The 23,215-nt window shown below is 47.3% G+C and carries 17 protein-coding genes and 2 pseudogenes; 14 read left to right on the forward strand and 5 right to left on the reverse strand.

Annotated elements, in window-relative coordinates:
• Nucleotides 1-16 precede the first annotated feature (16 nt).
• Together PREMU_RS03260 and PREMU_RS03265 are read left to right on the forward strand one after the other, a co-directional pair.
• A complete protein-coding gene (locus PREMU_RS03260) occupies nucleotides 17-1,465 on the forward strand; it encodes an alpha-galactosidase (protein ID WP_007573103.1) in 1,449 nt (482 codons plus the stop codon).
• 50 nt (nucleotides 1,466-1,515) lie between these two features.
• Nucleotides 1,516-3,642 carry a glycoside hydrolase family 97 protein gene (locus PREMU_RS03265; RefSeq protein ID WP_007573106.1) on the forward strand — a complete coding sequence of 709 codons (2,127 nt, stop codon included), beginning with the start codon at nucleotides 1,516-1,518 and terminating at the stop codon, nucleotides 3,640-3,642.
• 19 nt (nucleotides 3,643-3,661) lie between these two features.
• On the opposite strand, the gene PREMU_RS03270 is transcribed toward PREMU_RS03265, so the two are convergent.
• Nucleotides 3,662-4,606, reverse strand: a complete 945-nt coding sequence (locus PREMU_RS03270) for an FAD-dependent thymidylate synthase (RefSeq protein WP_007573108.1) — start codon at nucleotides 4,604-4,606, stop codon at nucleotides 3,662-3,664.
• A gap of 297 nt (nucleotides 4,607-4,903) precedes the next feature.
• Between PREMU_RS03270 and PREMU_RS03275 the strand changes: the two genes are divergently transcribed.
• The 6 genes and pseudogenes from PREMU_RS03275 (at nucleotide 4,904) to PREMU_RS03300 (ending at nucleotide 12,460) form a co-directional block, all read left to right on the forward strand.
• A complete protein-coding gene (locus PREMU_RS03275; protein ID WP_007573110.1) occupies nucleotides 4,904-5,332 on the forward strand; it encodes a Fur family transcriptional regulator in 429 nt (142 codons plus the stop codon).
• A 128-nt stretch (nucleotides 5,333-5,460) separates the two neighbouring features.
• A complete protein-coding gene (locus tag PREMU_RS03280; RefSeq protein ID WP_007573113.1) occupies nucleotides 5,461-5,952 on the forward strand; it encodes an alpha/beta hydrolase in 492 nt (163 codons plus the stop codon).
• Between the two features lie 49 nt (nucleotides 5,953-6,001).
• A complete protein-coding gene (gene metG / locus PREMU_RS03285; RefSeq protein WP_007573114.1) occupies nucleotides 6,002-8,101 on the forward strand; it encodes a methionine--tRNA ligase in 2,100 nt (699 codons plus the stop codon).
• Between the two features lie 226 nt (nucleotides 8,102-8,327).
• Nucleotides 8,328-10,103, forward strand: coding sequence for a 1-deoxy-D-xylulose-5-phosphate synthase (locus PREMU_RS03290; protein ID WP_007573115.1), 1,776 nt, complete (start codon nucleotides 8,328-8,330; stop codon nucleotides 10,101-10,103).
• Complete coding sequence (locus PREMU_RS03295) at nucleotides 10,100-11,671, forward strand: DNA recombination protein RmuC (RefSeq protein ID WP_007573116.1); 1,572 nt, start codon at nucleotides 10,100-10,102, stop codon at nucleotides 11,669-11,671. The genes PREMU_RS03290 and PREMU_RS03295 overlap by 4 nt, the downstream gene beginning before the upstream one ends.
• 146 nt (nucleotides 11,672-11,817) lie before the next feature.
• A pseudogene (locus PREMU_RS03300) lies at nucleotides 11,818-12,460 on the forward strand (IS1595 family transposase).
• Nucleotides 12,461-12,506: 46 nt separating this feature from the next.
• Here PREMU_RS03300 and gwsS read toward each other — a convergent pair.
• The 4 genes from gwsS to PREMU_RS03320 all read right to left on the reverse strand — a co-directional run bounded on the left by gwsS (nucleotide 12,507) and on the right by PREMU_RS03320 (nucleotide 16,531).
• A complete protein-coding gene (gene gwsS, locus PREMU_RS03305; RefSeq protein WP_007573117.1) occupies nucleotides 12,507-13,526 on the reverse strand; it encodes a grasp-with-spasm system SPASM domain peptide maturase in 1,020 nt (339 codons plus the stop codon).
• Nucleotides 13,526-13,714, reverse strand: coding sequence for a hypothetical protein (locus PREMU_RS03310; RefSeq protein WP_040557966.1), 189 nt, complete (start codon nucleotides 13,712-13,714; stop codon nucleotides 13,526-13,528). The genes gwsS and PREMU_RS03310 overlap by 1 nt, the downstream gene beginning before the upstream one ends.
• A gap of 102 nt (nucleotides 13,715-13,816) precedes the next feature.
• The gene (locus PREMU_RS03315; protein ID WP_007573118.1) at nucleotides 13,817-14,041 is read right to left on the reverse strand and encodes a hypothetical protein; all 225 of its coding nucleotides are present in this window, start codon (nucleotides 14,039-14,041) and stop codon (nucleotides 13,817-13,819) included.
• A 30-nt stretch (nucleotides 14,042-14,071) separates the two neighbouring features.
• Nucleotides 14,072-16,531, reverse strand: coding sequence for a TonB-dependent receptor domain-containing protein (locus PREMU_RS03320; RefSeq protein WP_040557967.1), 2,460 nt, complete (start codon nucleotides 16,529-16,531; stop codon nucleotides 14,072-14,074).
• 192 nt (nucleotides 16,532-16,723) lie between these two features.
• Here PREMU_RS03320 and PREMU_RS03325 point away from each other — a divergent pair.
• The 6 genes and pseudogenes from PREMU_RS03325 (at nucleotide 16,724) to PREMU_RS03350 (ending at nucleotide 23,205) form a co-directional block, all read left to right on the forward strand.
• Nucleotides 16,724-17,366 (forward strand): annotated as a pseudogene (locus PREMU_RS03325) (IS1595 family transposase).
• A gap of 242 nt (nucleotides 17,367-17,608) precedes the next feature.
• Nucleotides 17,609-18,286: a CRISPR-associated endonuclease Cas6 gene (locus PREMU_RS03330; protein WP_007573120.1), complete on the forward strand. Its 678-nt coding sequence runs from the start codon at nucleotides 17,609-17,611 to the stop codon at nucleotides 18,284-18,286.
• 12 nt (nucleotides 18,287-18,298) lie between these two features.
• Nucleotides 18,299-19,774, forward strand: coding sequence for a Cas10/Cmr2 second palm domain-containing protein (locus PREMU_RS03335; RefSeq protein WP_007573121.1), 1,476 nt, complete (start codon nucleotides 18,299-18,301; stop codon nucleotides 19,772-19,774).
• Nucleotides 19,771-20,328 carry an RAMP superfamily CRISPR-associated protein gene (locus PREMU_RS03340; protein WP_007573123.1) on the forward strand — a complete coding sequence of 186 codons (558 nt, stop codon included), beginning with the start codon at nucleotides 19,771-19,773 and terminating at the stop codon, nucleotides 20,326-20,328. The genes PREMU_RS03335 and PREMU_RS03340 overlap by 4 nt, the downstream gene beginning before the upstream one ends.
• Before the next feature lie 5 nt (nucleotides 20,329-20,333).
• Nucleotides 20,334-21,800, forward strand: a complete 1,467-nt coding sequence (locus tag PREMU_RS03345; RefSeq protein ID WP_007573125.1) for a hypothetical protein — start codon at nucleotides 20,334-20,336, stop codon at nucleotides 21,798-21,800.
• Nucleotides 21,793-23,205 (forward strand): RAMP superfamily CRISPR-associated protein, encoded by a 1,413-nt coding sequence (locus tag PREMU_RS03350; protein ID WP_007573128.1) that lies wholly within the window; start codon nucleotides 21,793-21,795, stop codon nucleotides 23,203-23,205. The genes PREMU_RS03345 and PREMU_RS03350 overlap by 8 nt, the downstream gene beginning before the upstream one ends.
• Nucleotides 23,206-23,215 lie beyond the last annotated feature (10 nt).

The raw sequence follows: 23,215 nt of genomic DNA on the forward strand, positions 1-23,215 counted from the left end.
TCTAAACGACAAAAAAATGAAAACACATATCTTTTCTATCCTCGCTTTAGCAACGCTCCTCTTGAGTTGCAACAACAACGAGTGGGATGTTTCCAGTGACCTTACAGTAGACAAGGAGGATCCCACAGTGGGTCTGACACCTCTTGCCGAGCAGAAGGATATGGACAAGGCTCCACTCTATTGGAGCGTCTACGGTTCACTGCGCCAGCAGGAGAAAGACGGATCCTTCCCTAATATCTTTACCGAGGACGACTGGGACAAAGCCATCGACTACGTGGCTACCAACCTCAAACCTTACGGCTACGACATGCTCGTCACCGACGGCTTCGCCTCTATGAGCGGTGACAATGGTTATATGACGCGCTACAGCCACGTCAGGAAAGACGAGGGCTCTCCGGAAGTAGAGCTCAGTACTATCATCGCCAAACTCAAAGCTAAAGGACTAAAGCTCGGTGTCTACGACAGCCCGTTCTGGCTTCATTACAATAACCCCGACGCCATCATCCCTGGTACCGACGGCATCAAGGTCAGCTCACTGCGCTATGATCCTGCCAAGGATAAGGATGTGCTCCATCCCGATAAGGAAGACAAGTTCTGGTGGGTCGTCACCGACCATCCTGGAGCAGAGCAGTTCTTTGAGGGCTTCTTCAAGCACTATGCCGACATGGGCGTGAAGTTTATCCGCATGGACTTTCTTTCTTGGTACGAGGATGGCATGAACTATACCGACCAGATAGACAAAGGCTACGGTCGTGAGCGCTATGTCAAGGGCCTGCAATGGGTCAACAAGTATGCTCAGAAATACGGCATCTATGTCTCTCTTGTCATGCCGCATCTGAAAAACAACGCCATCATTGAGAAATACTGTGGTAACATGATCCGCATCGATGCCGACGCTCTGGAGGGGTCATGGTATCGTTTCTCCGACAACAACCGTGGCTCGCTGCGCGGCGGCTGGCCAAACTCAGAGAATGCCTTCGACGGATTCGTCAACTGGTCAAAGATCTCCGGCAGACAGAAAGTACGACTCGACGGCGATTTCATCCGCATCGGATCTTATGCCAACGACGATGAGAAGATGTCGGTCATCTCCCTGCCGCTCATGGCTGGCGGTCCCGTCTCTGTCACCGACATGCCTACCGGTCACGACCTCACCTTCTTCCAGAACAAGGAGATGCTGGCACTGCAGAACGACGGCTTCGTAGGTCAGCCCCTGGCACGTGACCTGTGGAGCACCGACGGTGAGATATGGTACGGCCAGATGAAAGACGGATCGTGGGTTATCGGTCTCTTCAACCGCAGCGAGGCTGCTGCCACACGCTCTGTGACACTCTCTCGGATGGGAATCTCCGGCGAATGGAAGATGCGCGATTTGTGGAAACATGCCGATGAAGGAACGGTATCAGATAAGATAGAGGCTGAGATCCCTGCCCACGGCTGTAAGATCATCAAACTGACAAAATAAACAATCCATACCAAGAGCCTCGCAAGAGGCTCTTATAGCATGATAGAACCATGAAGAAACACATCAATATCGTGATGCTCCTGCTACTTGCTCTCCTCTGTCCGCTCTGTCCGCAGCCCTCAGGAGCACAGTCCGTCACCTCTCCCGACGGTAATCTCAAAGTAACCTTCTCCCTCACAGGCGACGGTGTGCCGACCTATGAGGTGAACTTCAAAGGCAAGGCGGTCATCAAGCCCAGCACCCTCGGCATAGAACTTGCAGAGGAGAACTCGCTGATGGGCCAGTTCCGCATTAACAAAGTCTCTACATCCACTTTTGATGAGACATGGCATCCTGTCTGGGGTGAGGAGCGTAACATACGCAACCATTACAATGAGATGTTTGTGGAGATGGAGAAGCCCGGCAGCGGCCGATTCATGAACCTCCGTTTTCGTGTCTACAACGACGGTGTGGGGTTTCGCTATGAGTTTCCACAGCAGAAATACCTGCCCTATTTTGTGGTCAAGGCCGAGCACACTCAGTTTGCCATGACCGGTGACCACACGGCATGGTGGATTCCCGGCGACTATGACACACAGGAATACGACTATACCGAGTCGCGCCTCTCTCAGATCCGCAAGCTCCTCCCGTCAGCTGTCAGCGGCAACGCCTCACAGACCGTTTTCTCGCCGACAGGCGTGCAGACCGCGTTGCAGATGAAGACCGACGACGGCATCTATATCAACATCCATGAGGCCGCCCTTGTCGACTATTCATGCATGCACCTCAACCTCGACGACAAGAACCTCATCTTCACCTCACAGCTCACCCCTGACGCGCAGGGTAACATGGCACACTTGCAGACACCGTGTCAGACACCGTGGCGCACCATCCAGGTGGTCGACGATGCGCGCAAGATCCTTGCCTCCCGCCTCATCCTCAACCTCAATGAGCCTTGCAAATACAAGGACACCAGCTGGATTAAGCCCGTGAAATACATCGGCGTTTGGTGGGAGATGATAGGCGGCGGAAAGCCATGGGCCTACACCAACGACCTGCCGTCAGTACGTCTTGGTGTAACCGACTACACCAAGGTCAAGCCCAACGGACGCCATCCCGCCAACAACGCCAATGTCAGAAAATATATCGACTTCGCGGCCAAGAATGGCTTCGACCAGGTGCTGGTTGAGGGATGGAACATTGGCTGGGAGGACTGGTTCGGACACAGTAAGGATTCCGTTTTTGACTTCGTCACGCCTTATCCCGACTTCGACATCGAGGCACTCAACGACTACGCCCATTCCAAGGGCGTGCGTCTGATGATGCACCATGAGACATCCTCATCCGTGCGTAACTACGAGCGACATCTCCATGTGGCCTACGACCTGATGGATAAATACGGCTACAATGCCGTGAAGAGCGGTTATGTGGGCAATATCATTCCGCGTGGCGAGCATCACTACGGACAGTGGATGAACAACCACTACCTCTATTGTGTCACCGAGGCTGCCAAGCACCATATCATGGTCAATGCCCACGAGGCAACGCGTCCGACGGGCCTGTGCCGCACCTACCCCAATCTCATCGGCAACGAGAGCGCACGTGGGACGGAGTATGAATCGTTTGCCGGCAACAAGGCGTTTCATACCACCGTCCTGCCATTCACCCGTCTGCAGGGTGGTCCGATGGACTACACCCCTGGAATCTTAGAGGGAGACATGCACAAAATAGACCCAGGCAAGCACCATCACATCAACTCCACGCTGGCACGCCAGCTTGCCCTCTACGTCACGATGTACTCACCGCTGCAGATGGCTGCCGACCTGCCCGAGAACTACGGGCATTATGCCGATGCCTTCCAGTTCATTAAGGATGTGGCTGTCGACTGGGATGAGAGCCGTTACCTTGAGGCCGAGGTGGGCAGATACATCACGATAGCGCGCAAAGCTAAGGGCAGCGACAACTGGTTTGTAGGCTGCACGGTTGGCGAGACACCACATAACTCGATACTGAAGCTCGATTTCCTTGACCCCAATCGCAAGTACGAAGCTACGATTTACGCCGATGGCAAGGACGCAAGCTACAAGGCCCATCAGCAGCATTACGTCATCACCCACCGCACGGTAACGAGCAAAACTGTGCTCAAGCTACATGCCGGTGCGGGTGGCGGCTATGCCATCAGCCTTTTTGCCAAATAGAAAATGACGGAGGATGGGGTTAGTTCACCCATCCTCTTTTTTTGAATTCCTCGAACAACGGCATGGCCAGCGTCTTGGCATCAGGATGGGGCTGCCCCGTGGTGCCGAGTGCCCGGAGATCAAAGAAATGCTTCCAGTCTGAGACAAAAGCGGTATGTACCAGCTCCGTCGCCGTGTCGAGGGGAAGCACCACGCGCGCCTCCTGAGGCTTGCGACCGGCAGAGATGAGATTCATGTACGACTTCTCCGCTGCGAGATTGGCAAACACCCAGTTGTCGAGCACTGTTGCCGAGCCGTCGGTCACCTGTCGGGCCAGCTCCATAAACTGCTGGCCACTGACGGTCAGCAAGCCGCCTTTCACTTGTCCGGCCCATTCCGAGCCGGTCATCTCCTGCCTGATCCATACCGGAAGATTGATGGTGATTTCGTTGCCGAACTTCGCTTTCGAATAGTTGCAATAGCGTGTCGACTGCTCCGCCATGGAGTCGGCACGGTGCCTGTTGAACTCACGAGTGATGGCAATCTGCGTGGAGAAGTGCACGGTCACACGGTGGGGATGACTGACCAGCGGCTCGCTCCAGAAAGCCTGCAAGTCGTAGAGCCGGTTGTTCTCAGCCAGCACGCGGAGATTGGTCGTGACATAATAGTTGTTGAAGGCAAAGTTCACCTGAGAGTACTTGTTGTTCATATAGAACACCCACGGCGCTACGTCAAAATATTTGTTGTTGCTTTGGCCAACTTCCTCTCTTGTTTTTTCATCGAAAACCAGATAGACGGTACCGTGCTCAAGCATGGCAAAGTGCTCGCTCTTGATCATCCGTTCCACAAAAGGTTGCGCGGAAGTGGCCGTGGTATGATCCTCACTCTTGTAGCACACGCGCCCCACGCGCTCTATCTGCCTGTAGACACCGGCTACGCCCGGCTCCTGTTGCCATATCTCGAAGGATGGAATATCGATTCGCATATTGTATGAACTGTTCTTGTTGATTTATGTTGACTGGCACGACAAAGATACAAACAAAATCTCATTCCTCCATACTCTTTCACCGATTATTTTCCAATACCGTTGCCTTTACACTGTAGACGCATTGCCTTTACACTGTAGACGCAATGCCTTTACGGCGTAGACGCATTGCCTTTACACTGTAGACGCATTGCCTTTACGGCGTAGAGGCAATGCCACAGAATTGTTCCTGAAAAAGCATTTGTTAGTTTGGCCGGTTTTTTGTAATTTTGCAACAATGAAAGGCATGTTGAGACAATGGATGAGAAAACAAGCATTGATCTTCTGAGCAGTCACGGCATTAAGCCGACAAGTAACCGCATCCTCGTGGTCAAGGCATTAGCTGCGGAGGAGTATCCGTCGACCTTGATGGAGCTGGAAAGCCATTTGGTCAGCGTGGATAAGAGCGGCATCTTCCGCGCGCTGACGCTCTTCCGTGACCATCACCTTGTCCACTCCATCGAGGACGGCGAGGGAGGCATCAGGTATGAACTCTGCCTCAGCCATGGAAATGATGATGAGGACGACGACCTGCACGTGCATTTCTATTGTGAGAAATGCCACAGGATCTTCTGCCTATACGACACGCCGGTGCCATCCGTCGGCCTGCCCCGCGGCTTTACGCGCGAGAGCTGCAACTATGTGGTCAAAGGCATCTGCGCAGAGTGCAATAGGCAAAAGACTTAGACATTCACTAACTTAGATAAACTTACTATATGAATCATTTTCTTCAACGAACCGCTGTTGTGGCGGTACTGCTTACCGCTTTGTCTTTCTCAGCCGTAGAGAAGGAATATTTATGACCCAAGGGGCAGATGCCCGATGCTCGCAAAGACCAGATCGCCGCCATGAGAGACGTGGTCAGCCAAAAGGATTTCAATGCCGACAAGCATCGTCTGCCCTATCTTGAATGGTTCGACGCGCCGGTCAAAGCCCTGCGTAACGGCTCCTGCATGATTCTGATCAGCGGCGGAGGCTATTACAATCCGGCCTACGTGCTCTCCGACGGAGCGAATGGAGAGAATGCGGCGGGAGGCAACGATGATCGTGACGTCATCAATCCGGAGTTTTCCTTCGATCTCAAGACCGCTCCAACGCTCTTCCTTCATGGCGACGCCGATGGCTATGCGGCCATGGGGGCGGTGAAATGCTGGGAAAAGATGCGCGCCATAGGCATGCAGGGCGAGCTTCACACGCTGGCTCTGCGCAAGCATTGTTTCCAGTACGAGGCTGCAGCCGGCACGGGAAGTTATACTTATCTGGACCGCATTTGGGATTTTCTTACAGAAAAGAAAATCAATCACTGATATTTTTTGTAATTTTGCACACAGCAAAAAACATACGGATTTTAACTACATGGAAGAGAAACATTTCAAGCGGACCACCGTTACTGCGGCTCTGCCCTATGCCAATGGGGGTGTACACATCGGCCATCTTGCCGGAGTGTATGTGCCTGCGGATATCTATGTGCGCTATCTGCGCCTGAAGAGGCACCCCGTCATCTTCATCGGCGGAAGTGATGAGCACGGCGTGCCCATCACCATTCGCGCAAAGAAAGAAGGCGTCACGCCGCAAGACATATGCGATCGCTATCACAAGATCATCAAGAACTCATTCAAGGAGTTTGGCATCTCGTTCGACATCTACAGCCGCACCACGTCGAAGGTGCACAATAAGTTCGCATCTGACTTCTTCCGCAAGCTCTACGACGACGGCAAGCTTGTGGAGAAAGAGTCGGAGCAATACTATGATCCCGAGGCCAAGCAGTTTCTGGCTGACCGTTACATCATGGGTACATGTCCTCATTGTGGCAACCCCAATGCCTATGGCGACCAGTGTGAGAAGTGCGGCAGTGACCTCTCGCCTATGGAACTCATCAATCCCCATTCCACCATCAGTGGTGTCAAGCCCGAGATTCGCAAGACCAAGAACTGGTATCTGCCGCTGAACCAATATCAGGACTGGCTGAAACAGTGGATTCTCAATGGCCACAAGGAGTGGCGCCCCAACGTCTACGGACAGTGTAAGTCGTGGCTCGACATGGACCTGCAGCCGCGCGCCATGACACGTGATCTCGACTGGGGCATCCCCGTGCCCGTGGAGGGAGCCGAAGGTAAGGTGCTCTACGTGTGGTTTGACGCACCTATCGGCTACATCAGCAACACGAAAGAGCTCTGCGATGCCAAGCCGGAGAAGTGGGGATCGTGGAAGCAATGGTGGCAGGATCCCGACACGCGTCTCGTACATTTCATCGGAAAGGACAACATCGTGTTCCACTGTCTCATCTTCCCGACGATGCTCAAGGCTCACGGCAACTATATCCTGCCCGACAATGTGCCCGCCAATGAGTTCCTTAACTTAGAGAACGACAAAATCTCCACGTCGCGCAACTGGGCTGTCTGGCTCGACGAATACCTTAAAGATTTCCCCGGAAAACAGGACGTGCTGCGCTATGTGCTCACGGCCAATGCCCCCGAGACCAAGGATAATAACTTCACATGGAAGGACTTCCAGGAGCGCAACAACTCTGAGCTGGTGGCTATCTACGGCAATTTCGTCAACCGAGCCCTACAGCTCACGAAGAAATACTGGGACGGAGTGGTGCCCAAATGTGGTGAGCTCAATGAGGTTGACCAAAAAGCCATTGACGAATTCAAGGATGTCAAGGACAAGGTAGAGCAGCTGCTCAACGGCTTCCATTTCCGTGAGGCACAGAAAGAGGCGATGAATCTCGCGCGCATCGGCAATAAATACATCACCGAGTGTGAACCCTGGAAAGTATGGAAGACCGACCCCAAGCGTGTGGAGACCATCCTCAACATCTCTCTTCAACTCGTGGCTAACCTGGCCATTGCCTTCGAGCCTTTCCTGCCTTTCTCCAGCCGCAACTTGCGTGAGATGATCGGGATGGACAGTTTCGACTGGTCTGAGCTCGGTCGTACTGACCTGCTCAAGGCCGGACACCAACTCGGTGAGCCGCATCTGCTCTTTGAAAAAATAGAAGACGAGGCTATCCAGAAGCAGCTCGACAAGCTCGCTGCTACGAAGGAGGCCAATGAGAAGGCTGAAGCCGACAAGGATTACAATGTAGAAGCCGACAAGGACTACAAGGCAGAACCCGTCAAAACCAATGTGCCTTTCGACGAATGGGAGAGGCTCGACATCCGCGTAGGACACATCAAGGACTGTCAACAGGTCAAAAAGTCGAACAAGCTCCTACAGTTCACCATCGACGATGGCAGCGGCACCGACCGCACTATCCTTTCGGGTATCGCCAAATTCTATAAGCCGGCGGATCTCATCGGACAGGACGTGCTCTTTATCGCCAACCTTGCGCCGCGCAAGATGATGGGTATTGAGAGTCAGGGAATGATTCTGTCCGCTCTCAACTTCGACGGGTCCCTCAGCGTCACCACTACACTGGGTCAGGTGAAACCTGGCAGCCAAGTGGGATGATGACCCAGGACCTGTTTCCCTAACATAGCAAATCATCCACGTTGCCCGTCAAGAGGCTTCGTGGATGATTCGTTTTTAATCAAGAGCGAAATAGGGATTTCTTTCTATTGACACTTTGAGGAAGAATTGATGATAGAAAGGTTTCCATCCATTTGTAAAACAGGAGAAAAACCTGTAAATTTGCAACAGGAACAGGCATATAAGTAAACATCAAACAATAGAACATATGTATTTAGAAAACATCAACAGCCCTAAAGATATCAAGAAATTTAGTATCGGTCAATTACAGGCATTGGCCACAGAGATTCGCCAGGGCATTCTCAATCGGGTGAGCCATCATGGCGGCCATGTGGGGCCCAATCTCGGATTTGTCGAAGCGACCATTGCCCTTCACTATGTCTTTAATGCGCCCGAAGACAAACTCGTCTTCGACGTGAGCCACCAGAGCTATCCCCACAAGATGCTTACAGGCCGTGCAAATGGCTTTCTCAATGTAGCTGATATGAATGCCATATCCGGTTATTCATCACCGAGAGAGAACGCTGAATACGACAACTTTGAGATTGGCCACACCTCTACTTCCATTGCCTTGTCCACTGGACTGCAGAAGGGCAGAGACCTCTTGGGCAGCAAGGAGAATGTAATCGCAGTCATTGGCGACGGTTCGCTCTCGGGAGGAGAGGCTTTTGAGGGCCTCGATACGGCCGTAGAATTAGGCACCAACATCATTATCGTAGTCAACGACAACGAGATGAGTATTGCCGAGAACCATGGCGGACTGTACAAAAACCTGAAGCTCTTGCGTGAGACCGACGGCAAGGCAGAGCTTAACTTCTTCCGCGCCATGGGCTTGGACTATCATTATGTAGCGCAGGGCAACGATATCGCGGCACTTATCAGCGCCTTCAAGGAGGTGAAAGACATCGACCACCCTGTAGTGGTCCACATCCACACGGAGAAAGGTCACGGCTACACGCCTGCTACAGTGAATAAAGAGCGATGGCACTGGAGCGTACCGTTCCACATCAGCGATGGCACGCCTTTGCAAGAGCCAAAAGGCAAAAGCATGGACCAACTGTTAGGTGACTGGCTCTATAAGAAGCTACAGCAAGACCCAAAACTTGTACTTATCACGGCAGGCACACCGGCATCGTTTGGCTTTACCAGGGAACGCCGCGAGGCTGCAGGAAAACAGTTTGTAGACACAGGCATTGCTGAGGAAGAAGCTGTGGCTTTAGCCTCCGGTCTGGCCAAGCGAGGTGCACATCCTGTGTTCAGTGACTACGCCACGTTCTTCCAGCGTACCTATGACCAATTGGCGCAGGACCTGGCAGTCAACGGCAATCCGGCGGTGTTTAATATCCTCGGGGCCACGGTCTATGGCATGAACGATTTCACGCATATCTGCTTCTTTGACATTCCAATGCTCTCACATATCCCTAATCTCCATTATCTCGCGCCCACAACCTATGAGGAGCTCATCGCCATGGAGGATTGGGCCATCCAGCAAGACCGTTACTCCGTAGCTATCCGTGTGCCGGAGGGGCCTGTGTGTCATGCTACGGAGGAAGTGGACAGCGACTACAGTGACATCAACCGTTTCAAGGTGGCTCACAGAGGCAGCCAAGTGGCTGTAATAGCCGTAGGCAACCTCTTCCAAAAAGGTGGACATGTCTGCAAGCTGCTGGCCAATAAGGGCATCGACGCGACACTCATCAATCCACGGTGGCTTAGTGGTATCGATACAAGCCTGCTTGACAGCCTTTTGAACGACCATAGCCTCGTCGTCACCTTGGAGGACGGAAGTCTCGACGGCGGCTTTGGTGAGCGCATCTGCCGACATTATGGACCCTCAGAAATGCAAGTCCTTAATTTTGGCATCAAAAAGGCACTGTACGACCGGTACGATGTCAATGAACTGCTGAAGGAAAACCATCTCGAGGACCAGCAAATCGTGGATGACATAATGCAAATACTTCCGCAAAACAATCAATCAATATGACCGTTATCTTAGTAGTTCTTGCCATTGCCGTCATTGTGTGCATGGTGGCAGTGACCTTTAATTTGCGTGTGCAACTGTCAGGTGCTACCGCTAAGCTCAAAGAAAGCGAGAATACGATCTCCAGTCAGACGGATCAAATCAGGACGCTGACCTCCGAGCGGGATGTGCAGAAAGCACAGACTGACAATTACAGTGCTTTACTGTCTGCGCAGAAAGCTTCTTTTGAGAAGCAGCTTGCAGACAGCAGACAGGAGGCCGAGAAGCACCAACAGAAGCAGGAAACCGATATAAAACAAGCCTACGAGCGGCAGATCCGTGAGCTGAAGGATGCCTATGAGAAGCAACTGGCACAAGCCAAAGACAGTGCTGAGAAGCAGATAGAAGCCCTGAAACAGATGAACAAGGAGCAGGTGGACAGCCAGCTCAAGCTCATCAAAGAGCAGATGCAGACCTCGTCAGAAGAAATACTCAAGCGGCGGCAAAAAGAGCTCGGCGAGAGAAATCAGGAACAAGTCTCGAAAATCATTGACCCGCTGCAGCGGAGCCTCAAGGACATGCGTGAGGCATTCGACAAGACAAAAGCCCAGCAGAATGAGGCTTTGACCCGTCTCGACGAAACCATCAAGATCAACATGCAGAAGAGCACAGCCTTGGGCGAGACTGCCGACCGCCTGACCCGCGCCTTGACGGGCGAGGTGAAGGTACAGGGCAATTTCGGAGAGTTGAAGCTCAAACAGCTCCTCGAAGACCTGGAACTGAAAGAGGGTGAGCAGTTTGACACACAGGAGACGCTGCGCGACAAGCTCGGACATACAGCTAAGGGTGACGACGGCAAAGGTCTCATCCCTGACTTCATCCTGCATTTCCCTAATAACCGCCATGTGGTAGTCGACTCGAAGATGTCACTCACTGACTACGAGCGCTACATGAACGCCGAGGATGGCACCCCGGAGAAAGCTGCATATCTGAAAGCACACATCGTCAGCGTACGAGCGCAAGTCAAACGGTTGGCAAAGAAGGAGTACACCAAATATTTGCCTGCTGGCTACAACAAGCTGAACTTCGCCATCATGTACATACCCATTGAGGGCGCGCTCAATTTGGCTTTGCTCAACGACGACATGCTCTGGCGCAATGCCTATGACCAAGGCGTGATGATTCTCGGACCACAGACCATGTACATGAACCTTCGGGTTTTGGAGATGATGTGGACACAAGTACGACAGTTGAAAAACCAACAGGCCATGATGGATGCAGCCAACACGGTCATCGACCGCGTGCAAGACTTTGGTGTCCGTTTCATGGATGTGGAGGCAAGCATGAACGACACGGTCAAGAAAATTTCCAAGCTGAAGATCACCACCGCAGATAGTGGCGCCAGCATTATCACAGCTGCCAAAAAACTCCTGAAAGCCGGCGCACAGGAAAACAAAAAGAAGAAGTCGCTTGCTGAAATGGACGACTCGCTCTTCCTCGATGCCGATGCCACAGTGATGCTTCCTGATAGTCCTGATGCCGGCAGCAAAGAAAACTCCGCTTCTTCGAAAGAAGAGAAAGAAGGCCTCTAAAAAAGGCTTCAGAAGCTTACCCCATGGAATAACGCCTATACTGGGACTTATAACTTTTGTGAATGTCCACAATCATCCAAAGTAACAGAGTTTTCACTGCCATCATTGTGCTTGGCGCAAACTCTGTAGCTGTATGATTGACTACTATGAATCTGACTGATTTCTACAAGACTTATCCGGACGAGGAAACCTGTGAGCGTGTTCTCAAGGAATTTCGTGAATGCCATACTCTTTATTGTCCGGAATGTGGCGGTTTGCACCTCAGTTGGAATCCGAGTCATAAGTCTTGGACATGTATGGATTGCGGTCATGAGGTTACCCTCCGTTCCGGCACAGTGATGCCAGGCAGCAATCTACCGATTTTCGATTGGTTCGTGGCAATGTTTCTGATAGTAAGTACGAAGCGGGTCATATCCGCCTTGGAGGTACAGCGCCAGCTTGGAAGGAAACGCTACCAACCCGTCTGGGAAATGATGCATAAGCCGCGTGACGTGATGGAGAAGCGTGACAGCCTCTACAGGCTATTTGACCAAGTGGAACTTGATGAAGGATTCTTCTCTACGGAGACGCCTGACAGTGAAAAATGGCATCCTCTCAAGCGTGGACATGGAAGCCAACGGAAGACGTATTCTTGACACGTATCATGGCATCAAGGGGGACTTTATGCAGCTCTACCTCAACGAGTTCTGCTATAAGTTCAATCGAAGATATTTCGGATTTCACCTGTTCGACAGGCTTGAACTTTGCGCATGCACCTATAGAACGAGTTTCAAGCATCGGATTTACTGATTTGGATGATTGCGGATATTCATTAAAAGTTATCTTTTTCCTCTTGTTAGTCATCCCAATTATTCGTAAAAGGATTGTAACTACATTTTATTGGTTTATCTCTATTATTGTTCACAAAAGCTCTACAGTCATTGCAAAAATATCTATATTCACAATCACAACACGTTCTTATTTTGTCTTTAGAAATATTCCAAATGTCTTTGAAACTACTATTGTTTATTAGTGCTTCCAAATCAATGTTATCCTTGTCTATATTTCCAAAGTATTTCGGAATACAAGGGCAGTTAGCAATATACCCATCCTGAGTAATAAACATCTTTTTATACAAACAGCTGTTGTATTTCTTAGACAGCAATACGGATTGCAAGGTACTTACACAATTAAGCGTTTCCTTGTTTATCACACCGCAATCTGTTGGCTTTTTAAAGTTTTGCGTCGTATATAGAACCGAACTTATAGATTGATGTTTGTATTTAGAATTAACATTGAAAAAACGTGTATACGGCTGATTAAATACAACAACAGAAACCATTGGATATTCATATAAAAAATCAGTAATCTTCTCATGATTTTCCCATAGAGGATATGATACAAGAAGTTCTATTGAATGCCATGGAAATGAAATTAATTGAACTAAAACTTTTTGAATACTATCAATTGTTACTGGAGAAAAGAATCTCAATTGAAGATGTTGGCAGCAAAGTCCATATAATTGTGATAAAATATAAGAGTAGCGATGTTCAATATCGTTAATATCAATTACTAATATTTCTATATCAGAAGGAGAATAATACTCTTCAGATATACTTGGAAAGCAAGTTATATCATCAACAAAAGTTCCAAATTTGTTGTTGACAATAAACTCCAAGAAATCATTAAATAACTGCAAGTCATAAGAATTACAACGCCTTCTTATCGCTTCTACTGACTTTTCTCTAATAGCATTAATAATATCAAATGGCAAATTAGGAATATACAAAAAAACACCTGGTTTTTTTGTGTCATAGATCATGGTTCTATTTACGCCTTGAGTGATGATAATATCAGGAAAAATCAACAAATACATCAGTCTTTCTTATTATTTCCAAAAATTGCGACAGATTTCCATCTATTGGGCTTTTGAAAAATACAGTAGCCTTGATACTTTTTTGAGTAGCAATAAACATTATCACTTACATCAATATCTTGGATAGTTTCTTTACTTTCAATGCTTCGTAAGAACAAGGGGATATTATCATCTTCGACTGTTTTCATAACTGTTCTGAAATAATTTTATCAAGGTAATAATTACATGAAATTCCATATGCAGAGTACTGACCAACAGGATTTATCTCTAAGAAAATATGCCTATTATTCTTAGACACAATAAAATCTAATGCCTAAATTACGTGTAACCGGTTCAACAGGAGTTGGATTGGTGTCGTCCTCAGCATCACTATCCTTGTCTTTTCCGCTAGATAAGTTAGATGATGCTGCGAGAGAAATCGTTATCGAAATTCTCTCAACACCTTGACCACCAAGAAGAACCTCTTGCATGCTCTGAGGGATTTCTGATCCCACTTCAAACTTTTTGCTTGCCATAAATAAAGATTTAGAATTAATATATATTAGTTAATCGGGCATCAGTCTCATCATTTCTTTCGATAGATTCTGACTTTTGCCTTTTTTGTTTTTACCCCACCTATATTGTAACGTAAAGAAAACACCTCTCGTGCCTCCAGATGAGTAATCTCTTCTGATGATATTATTTGTATTTAGAAATATTCGTTCATATGCATTGTTAAAAATATCAGTTAAGTATATTTGGGTTATAAGTCGCTCGTTTATCCAACTTTTAGAGAGTCGTAAATCAAAATTGCTATACCCCTTAGTTTCTCCGGTAGCGTAACTTCCATTCTTGATGTGTCCTGATACGCCACAACGAAATGTCATACTCTTGGATAGGTTATAGTTTACTCTCAACGAATATTCTACAAGAGGTTTGTCGTATGAAACACCTCCATATTTGAGATCTTGAAATTGGACACCAACATCAGCCACTACACCTAATTTGTTTATCTGTGGGTTTAAAAACAACCCGATATAAAATTGATTATAATTAGGTAGGTTCTCAGGTGAGGTTTTTACAATAAGTTCGTCTGATTCCAATAATGAGCTTACGTCAAAATAACCATCTTTAACCTGTGAATACGAAAATGATACGCTTGCCCAATCATATGCTACATTTGTTTCAAACGTGTGTGCAAAGCTGTTTCTAAGCATAGGGTTGCCGTCCCACCTTAGGTATTTATTTGTCATGAAATTATTTGCAGAAAGTTGATCGTAGCTTGGCCTATCGACAGTCTTTCTATAAGAGGTTTCCAAAGAAAAAGCATCCTTTTCATATAGAACTGACAATGATGGAAGGAACAAGAAAGAACTACGACTCTGATCCTTTATGAGAGAATTGTTCTGGTAATATTTAAAATCTGTATTGTCTAACCCCATTTCTGCCTGAAAAGACCATCTTTCATTGACAATGTAGTGCAATCCCGCATATGCTGAAGTTTGTGTTTGTTTAAACAAGTCAGAACTGTTAGATAAACTAGACAAATAAGCATAACGGCCATTCCTATGAGTAACACCGTACTCTATGCCGGATAAAAATTTTAGTTTAGTTGAAATTTTGTATTCTAAGTCCGTTTTTAGATTCCAATTATTTGCATAATTCGAAGAGAAGAAATTACTTATTTCATCATCGGTGACCAAAGTTCTATTGGATGAATTATTGGTATGAAAGTACATTGCTGAAACATCCAATTTTACTTCGTTTGCCCTAAAGTGGTATGCTCCATTAAGGAATACATTCGAATTTTTTGAATTGGTTCGAGTATCAGAACTATAGGTTTTACTCTTAGAATCAACGTTATGCTGAAGCTCACCCATAAGTCCTTCATTAACTCGCAATTTAGGCGTAAAATGACCATAAAAATCTACACTATGATGTTGGTTAAAACGATATCCTAATTCTGAAAGAAAATTTATATCCTTTCTCATATTATTTTGATTTCCAATAGACGTATTGTTTATAGAGTTATTCATCGCAAGATAGCTATAAGTCTCCTGCTTTCTATATTTTTTTTCAACGTAATTATGTGTTACTCCTATTTTTACCTGAAATTTTGATGAATTAAAATACCCCGTGGTGTTAAGTAGATTCTGTGGTGCTCCTTTTGTACCGATTTTATCCATTATATCGAATCCCAATAGCTCATTGCTTGGGATTGATGTAGTAATGATTATGGCCGATGAAGCATTAACACCATAACGACCAACTGGATTGGAAAGAACTTCAACCTTTTTTACTTCAGTAGACTTTAGGCTCTGCAACTCTTCTTTATTTGTTAGCCTCCGGTCATTAATAAAAATGACGGGTACGCCCTTCCCCAACACAGCAATAGCATCACCTTGAATAACCACACGTGGGATCTCTTTCAGCACATCCATGCATGTACCAACTTTCTCCAATGGACTACCTTTCACTGTAACAGAAATTACGCCTCCCTTCCTAACAATTCTCCTTTGGGTCACAACAACTTCTCCGAGCTGTACAGTGTCCATATTCAATATAATTGTACCTAAATTTAAGCTATCCGACTCATTGTTTATTTCGAAGAATAAGTTTTTGGATATAAATCCCATATGCGACACTTTCATCTCATAATGGCCATTTGGCAACATAAACTCCATTTCTCCATCATCTTTGCTCCAAGTTGACAGCACTATATTGTTTTGACTTAAATTCACAACCGAACAATTAGCTGCCCCTATACCACACATTAGGGAATCCTTTACAAACACAATAACTTTCTTGTTCTGAGCTTGTGAATTGTTGGGGATTATCACCATTGCAATAAACCCAATTACACAAAAAGACCTCAGAATACCATTGACTTTTAAAAAATGGAAAATAGCTCCCAAAACATTATATAAAATCACACAAATCCCTTTACACTTAGCTTTCAAAACACAAGATACCTTTGACAAGCTAAAGTGTCCAAATACTGTGTTATACTGTTTGTAGGCTTCCATTCTTGAAACTATTGTGTTATGGATAATGGTTCAATTGCAAAGATACATCAAAAAAATATTTTATCCCGCAAGCTTTCTCTTGTTTTTTTAATGAATATCCGCAATCTTCCAAATTAGCAATGTTTATACTGCCTGGACAATCCTTGGTATAAAAATTGCGGGCTTATGTTTGACTATTGGAAAGGAATGATTATGAATTTGACTGATTTCTATGAAGTTTATCCTGATGAGGAAGCTTGCGAGCATGCTCTCAAGGAATTTCGTGAATGCCATACTCTTTATTGTCCGGAATGTGGCGGTTTGCACCTCTGTTGGAATCCGAGTCATAAGTCTTGGACATGTATGGATTGCGGTCATGAGGTTACCCTCCGTTCCGGCACAGTGATGCAAGGCAGTAATCTGCCGATTTTCGATTGGTTTGTGGCAATGTTTCTGATAGTAAGTACGAAGCGGGCCATATCTGCTTTGGAGGTACAGCGCCAGCTTGGAAGGAAACGCTACCAACCCGTGTGGGAAATGATGCATAAGCTGCGTGATGTGATGGGTAAGCGTGACAGTCTCTACAGGCTGTTTGACCAAGTGGAACTTGATGAAGGATTCTTCTCCACGGAGACGCCTGACAGTGAAAAATGGCATCCTCTCAAGCGTGGACATGGAAGCCAGAGGAAGACGTATTCTTGACACGTATTATGACATCAAGGGAGACTTTCTGCAGCTTTACCTCAACGAGTTCTGCTATAAGTTTAACCGAAGATATTTCGGATTTCACCTGTTCGACAGGCTTGAACTTTGTGCATGCACTTATAGGACGAGTTTTAAGCATAGAATCTACTGATTTGGATGATTGCGGATATTCATTTAAAATAAAAAAGGGGCTATGGAAGGCTCGTACTTTTGGCCGGAAACTGGCGTAACTGAAAAACCATAAATAAGACTTTATAACTCTTTAACTTCACACTTTGGTTGGTTCGATGAGAAAAAGACGGAGTAGTTACAAAAAAAGTATATAATGTTGCTCTCTTTGTGTTTTTTTGTTAACTTTGCATTAGAATGAATATTAAGATCTAAAACCATATAATGACAATCAAGACACTCTTGATAAAGTTCCAAAACAAGATAAGTGCCTCAGAAATACCTCTATTCCGTGGTGCGGTTATCAATTCACTGGATGAGAAACTGGTTCTTTTCCATAATCATGTCAACGATAAACTGCGCTATGCATATCCACTCATCCAATACAAAAGAATAGACGGAAGAGCTGCTATGATGTGTATAGGAGAAGGTGCTGATACTGTATGGGAGTTTTTTCAAAGCGCGAATTTCAACATCCATCTTGGTGAAAGACGAATTAAACTGCAATTGAAAGATCTCCTTCATCAAGATTATAACATTGCTGTTGACGACAAGAGACATTATGCTTATTCAATCACAGAATGGCTGCCTTTAAATCAAGACAACTATGAGCAATATATACACCTGGATGATTTGGGCAGGCAAGTGGCTATGCTCAATCGCATACTCACAGGCAACATTCTTTCTATGTGCAAGGGGCTGGGTATATATCTTGACCAAAAAGTAGAGACGGTCATTACTTCGCTTTCACCACCCAAGGAAGTCCGTTTTAAGAACGTACCCGTAATCTCTTTCGACGTAACTTTTCACACGAACACTTATCTACCCGATAATATTGGAATTGGGAAACATGTGAGTGTGGGGTTTGGAACCATTAAGAATCAAAACGAAAAACAATTATAAATATTTTAGCCAATGACATACCTATATGGAGCCTCTGTACAAGGCATACAAGGCTTTATCTTTCGGACAAACGAGCTTCGCGATATCGCCGGTGCCAGTGAGCTTGTTGAGCAAATCTGCACCAGAATGTTTGCAGAGATGCTCGGCAACAAGTATAAGGAAGAAAACCAGATCATTGCTGCAGCCGGTAACGTAAAGTATAAGTTTGACAATCGGGAAGACTGTGAATACGCTGTGCTCAACTTTCCTCGGATAGTAATGACCTCAGCTCCGGGCATTACGATTAGTCAGGCAGTCGTCTCCTATGATAGAGGAGATTTCAAGACAGCCGTCGATGGGCTTGAGAAGAAGCTGCATACAGCCCGCAACAAGCCATCCTTACCAACGACGGTTGGCCTGTTAGGAGTAGAACGCTCACGGCAAACAGGATTGCCGGTGATAGCTCAGGAGTACATAGTGAAGGAGGGGGACAGGATACCTGCTGACGATGCTACCTTCAGGAAGAATCTGTGCAGCAAGAAAGAGGATCTGCAGAGTCTATGCGGAAAGAGCTTTTACGGGAATAAGAGTCATTCCGTACCATTCAGCAAGCTTTGTTTTAATATCGAAGATATGACCAGTCAAAACGACTGGATAGCAGTAGTACATGCTGACGGCAACGGCCTGGGCAAGATTGTTCAAAAAGTAGGCAGGGACGAGAAGGAATATAAGAAATTCTCTTGGGGATTAGATAAGTCTACAGCACTGTCTGCCAAGAAAGCCTATGAAGTAGTATGCGGGAATGTCAAGGAAGAACAGCGCATCCCTATCCGTCCTGTGGTTCTCGGTGGAGATGACATGACAGTCATCATACGCGGCGATCTTGCCATAGCTTATGTGGAATCCTATCTTAAAGCCTTCGGGCACTACACACATGACATTATCGGTCAAGGCATGACAGCTTGCGCAGGCATTGCATTCGTGAAGTCATCCTATCCATTCTACTATGCTTATGACCTTGCAGAAGAGCTCTGCTCTGCAGCAAAGAAAGCTTCAAAACGGGAGTTCTCCTGCCTGATGTTTCATAAGGTTCAGGACAGTTTTATAACATCATATGAAGATATCATAAAGAGAGAACTCACGCCAAATCCTGATACTCTACTGCAATATGGACCATATTACATTGATAAGCATCCAGAAAATACAATGACAGTGCAAGATCTGACGGGGCTGCTTGATCAGCTCGAAGGCAAGCGTGGCATACGTACAGGTATTCGCCAGTGGCTTACCTTTCTTCATGACAATGACGGCAGAGCAGACCAGCATCTGACTCGGTTTATACAATACCATAAAGAGGATGCGGGATTGATTGAAAGTCTCACCAATGGTACTATCAAAGAGGTTAACCATCATAAGTATGTCAATACCGTGCCTGCAGCAGATGTCCTGACCATCTACACTATCGAAAATCAAGATACAAATAGAACAGCACAGGAGGATAAAAAATGAAATATATAGTAAAGTTTCATACCTATTGGCATTGTGGTTCCGGGCAGGCTGCCGGTTCCGATGTCGATGAACTGATCATTAAAGACCGCGACGGGCTGCCATACATTCCTGGCCGGACGATCAAGGGTCTTCTCAAGGATGCATGCATACTGATGACGAAATATAACCGTTTGGGGCAGGACAAGCTCAACGAGATTTTCGGTTATGTTGAGCAGAGCGGGGAGAACGGGCAGAACACAGTGAAAGGTGTGGCTCACTTTTCAGATGCTGAATTACCGGCACTGGACAGATCGCTTCTTTCCAAAGAGGAAGACCTTAAGGCTGGGCTTTATGATTCTGTCTCCTCTACAGCCATTGGCGATGACGGCATAGCCCTTGATCATTCCTTACGGAAAATACAAGTCGTGGTACCCTGTACGCTGTATGGCGAGATTGACGACTTGCCCTCAGACTTTGGAGTTCACATGCAAGATGCCATGAAGTTGATAAAACGTATGGGCCTTGGCCGTCACCATGGCTTGGGCCGCTGCACCATAGAACCTGTAAAAGACTAAACATCATGAGTAAGATACCATTTAAAGTAATGCTGCTTTCAGATATCATTATCTCTGACTCTCCAGCAACGGAAGGCCGTCACCAGACGCTCGATTTCATCCCCGGAAGTTGTTTCCTTGGCATTGCGGCACAAACCTTCTATACCTCAGATTCAGATAGAGAGCTCGCATTCCTGCTGCTTCACAGTGGGAAAGTACGTTTTGGTGATGCACACCCCGGACTCAGCGGAACAAGAAGTCTTCATATCCCTGCATGTTTGTACAAGGCAAAATATTACGAGGAACTCGGTGTTACCGACGACGTCTGTTTTGTCAACTACAAAGTTGACCATGATAATGAGAAGGTCAAGGCAGCACAGTTGAAACAATGTCGTAACGGCTTTTATGTTTTTGGCAAGGATGAGGCCCTTGAGGTGAAAATAGAAAAATCTTTCGCCATCAAGTCTGCATATGATCCAACTTCACGCCGAGCCAAAGATGAACAAATGTTCGGCTACGAGAGCATGGGCAAGGGAAGCATCTTCTTCTTCAATGTTGAAATTGATAAAGATGTAGAGCCCTATCGCGAAGACCTTGTCAGGAGCATTAGCGGAATACGTCATATCGGCCGTTCCCGATCAGCACAATACGGTAGAGTGAAAATAGAGGAATGTACATTCAGGGACTACGACGAGCATTTCATTGATCCTGACTATACAGTAGTATACGCTGATGCCCGCCTGATCTTCTTTGACAAGAATGGCATCCCCACATTGACGCCTACAGCTGAGCAGCTTGGCCTACCCGGCGGTACTGTTGTGTGGAAAGACTGTCAGATACGCACTTTCCAGTATGCCCCCTGGAACTATCAGCGGCAGGCCTACGATAATGAGCATATCGGCATAGAGAAAGGAAGCGTGTTCATTGTCAGGGACGTCGCGACGGAGCAGCGTGCCGCAAATATCGGAGTGTACCTGAACGAAGGCTTCGGGAGGGTCATCTACAATCCTGCCTTCACAAAGACTAGTGCCGATGGTAGTTGCAGGCTGATGTTCAGGAAAGCGGGCACACTCGGCGCGCCCACTGCCGCCACTTCGTATGAGAGCTGGCAGAAGAGCAACAACACGCTCATGGGCTTTCTGGAGTCAAAGAAACAGAGCAAGGCAAAGGAAAAAAGAGTCTATGATCTGGTCAAGAACTTTATGGACAACAATGCTAAGCTCTATAACGGGATATCGCCCTCACAGTGGGGGACCATACGTGGTATTGCCATGGCTGCGAGTCACATGGAAAGCAGCAAGCTGATAGAAAAAATCGAAGAATTTACGAATCATGGAGTCTCTAAAGAAAAATGGGACGACAGGGAAAGACGCAGTACGCTGGTAAAGCACCTGAAAAATGCGTCCGAAAAAGGCGTCAGCCTTCACGAACTCGTCGTCAACCTCTGTTCCCAGATGGCAAAACGTAAAGAAAAACTGCAAGACAATGGATAAGAACAACTATTATAGCAATCACGATGTCTGTTTTCTGGCCCGCATCCTGCTCGAGGCTGAAACTCCGATAAAAATAGGCAGTGGCAAAGACAGTGTAAAGACAGACGCTATTATCCTTCGCGACGTGAATGGGCTTCCCTATATTCCAGGCGCCACTTTAATGGGACTGATGCGGCATGCGCTGGGCGAAGATACTCTGACGGCAAACCGAATCATGGGCTTTCAGAGTAAGAAAACCAATGACGGACACGGCTCATGGCTTAGTGTTAGCGAGGCAAAGGTTGTTGGAAAAGGTAACGTGCCTGTGGATGGCCTTCAGCCTTCACTCGTAGAAAAGGACGAATATCTGTCCGGCCTCATGGACATGCCCATCCGGCAGCATGTCCGTATAGGACATAAAGGCGTCGCTGAGAAAGCCGGCAAGTTCGACGAGGAGGTAATACCCAAGGGAGTAAGGTTCTGCTTCGAGATGGAACTGCTCGTCGACGGGGAGCAGGGAGAGCGCGATTTCCTAAACCTCCTGGACGCCCTGCAGGACGACACTTTCCGGATCGGTGGCGGAAGCCGGAAAGGATTCGGGAAGATGAGAGTGGAGGAGAAGACCTGCAGATTGGACTTTAACGATACCGACCAGTTCCAAATTTATCTTGACAAGCCATCCGCACTCAACGACCTATGGGACGGCTGGGAGAAGTATTCTCTGAACATTCCCAAGCTTCAGCAGAAGGAAGGTATTGTTGAATACACACTCGATCTGCACCCCTGTGATTTCATGCTGTTTTCCGCCGGCCTTCAGGACACCGTGCATAATATTGACAAGACCGTCATACGGGAGAAGTCCGTCCGGTGGAGCGGTGACCAGACTCCACAATGGGTTGAGGAGGGGAAAACGATTGTCGTGCCTGCCTCTTCGGTGAAGGGCGCCATCGTCCACCGCACAGCATTCTACTACAATCTTGGAAAAGGCGTGTTCGCCGACAGGAAAACCCCTGATGAAGCCGAGCAGGCTGGCAGGAACAACGAGGCCGTGACGACCTTGTTCGGAAGCGCGGGCGACGATAAGGGAAAAGGTAAGCGTAGGGGTAGAGTACTCTTCTCGGACATCGTAGAGACGGCGGACGAAGAAGAACATGTCAAGGGCAAGGTGTTCAACCATGTCAGGATAGACCGCTTCACCGGAGGCGCTGTCAACGGAGCACTCTTTGACGAGGCCCCGCTTTATGCCAAGGGCCACAGGATAGTCCTGCACATTACCCTGACCGATGCAGGCCATATCGGCAAGGACGTACGCGAGGCCTTCGAGCATGTACTGAACGACATCTGCAGCGGACTGCTTCCGCTTGGCGGCGGCGTGAACCGCGGTAACGGCATGTTCACCGGAGAACTGAAAACAGAGGAAAAGTAAAAACCTTAGA

The sequence above is a fragment of the Hallella multisaccharivorax DSM 17128 genome, from assembly GCF_000218235.1.
GTDB classification, from domain to species: Bacteria; Bacteroidota; Bacteroidia; order Bacteroidales; family Bacteroidaceae; genus Prevotella; species Prevotella multisaccharivorax.